This window comes from Algibacter sp. L4_22, from assembly GCF_023473045.1.
Taxonomy (GTDB): Bacteria; Bacteroidota; Bacteroidia; order Flavobacteriales; family Flavobacteriaceae; genus Algibacter.
Genome location: NZ_JAMCOK010000047.1, coordinates 1 through 1,065, shown reverse-complemented (window position 1 = coordinate 1,065; position 1,065 = coordinate 1). Strand labels below are relative to the sequence as shown.

The 1,065-nt window shown below is 32.7% G+C and carries 1 protein-coding gene; it reads left to right on the top strand.

All coding sequences use genetic code 11. The features are described 5' to 3' along the window. Positions 1-169: 169 nt before the first annotated feature. The gene (locus M4I23_RS19525; protein WP_159021486.1) at positions 170-781 is read left to right on the top strand and encodes a hypothetical protein; all 612 of its coding nucleotides are present in this window, start codon (positions 170-172) and stop codon (positions 779-781) included. Positions 782-1,065 lie beyond the last annotated feature (284 nt).

Here is a 1,065-nt window from a genome sequence, read left to right as displayed (position 1 = left end):
AACATCAAATACAAATCCTATCGAAAAAATAATGTAAATTTACCTGAACTTAAGATTTAAGAACAGAACTAGTTCAAACTATTTTTTTGCCTTCTAAACGGCTGAAAAAAATAGTTTGAACGTCTAAATATTAACTAAAAAGAGTCAACCTATATCAGTATAATACAAAATGAATACCGAAACCAAAATATCAAGAACTGATTTAATTGCAAAATGCGACCAATATCTGAATGGAGAACTTAAAAAGTCTGATTTGGAAAATTACGCATCGGATTTAATTGGAAAAGATTTCTTCGATTGGGACGACGAAATTATTTCAGACATTATATTTCAATGGGATAGTCAAGAAATCAATTTCCCGATAAATAAAAAGAATATCGAATTGTGGAAGCACCAATTAGAAACGGAAGAAAATTTATTAGCGGATTATAATTTATGGAATGTGCATATTGACCGACAAAAAGCAATTTGCGAAAAGTATAAGTCAAAATGGAATCCGATAAATAAGAGATTAATGGTAGGTTGCTCAACTGACTTATTATCTGACCCATTAAACGGACTTCGTCATCCCAAAGAAGGAATTATTACAACAGGTTGGTATATTTGGAGCGGAGAATGGTCGGATAATGCGGATTTTTTTAAACCAATCTGCGCAGAGCATTTATTACAAGAAAAACCTGAATTAATTAAATATCTCGGACTTGATGTCGGATTTAGATTTTTAATTGGAAAAGATAATTACGAAGACGTTTGGTATGACGAAAAACTAAAGAACGTCTGAAAAGAAAAAACGCACTACAACACCGTATAAAAATAATTGCGGTTTAGTGCTTAATCAAAGGTTGTTGCGTGTTTGTTACGTCTGATTTTCCTTCGGAAAATCCTCGCATACAAACCCGCAACTATTCTTATACATAAACGTTGGCATTCATGTCTCACTCATCTCGAAAAAATATATAAACGAGCTTAAAAGTGGTTAAAAAAACTCACTCAACCGACTTCTGACCATTCAAAACGCAACTGTTGCGAACGACTGATTTTACTCATGCTCAAAACATCTGACTT